Origin of the sequence: Chryseobacterium sp. SIMBA_028 (assembly GCF_046535285.1) — a bacterium.
Lineage (GTDB): Bacteria > Bacteroidota > Bacteroidia > Flavobacteriales > Weeksellaceae > Chryseobacterium.
Genome location: NZ_JAWRWZ010000292.1, coordinates 1 through 271 on the forward strand (window position 1 = coordinate 1; position 271 = coordinate 271).

Here is a 271-nt window from a genome sequence, read left to right on the forward strand (position 1 = left end):
TCGCTCGTGCACGACTGCGCGCCGCAGATCGCCCCGGCCACGATGGCGGCGATCGTGCGTACCGAATCAGGATTCAATCCCTACGCGATCGGCGTCGTTCGCGGGCGGCTGCGTCGACAGCCGTCGAATATGGCCGAAGCGGTCGCGACGGTACGCGCGCTGGAGGCCGGCGGCTGGAATTTCAGTGTCGGGCTCGCGCAGGTGAATCGAGCGAACTGGCTGGCCTATGGCCTGTCCGCCGAGAACGCGCTTGAGCCTTGTCGCAACCTAG

The 271-nt window shown here is 66.8% G+C and carries 1 protein-coding gene; it reads left to right on the forward strand.

The annotated features are described in order from the left end of the window. On the forward strand, nucleotides 1-271 hold a 271-nt coding region (locus SCA31_RS23515; protein ID WP_410699430.1), incomplete at both ends, for a lytic transglycosylase domain-containing protein.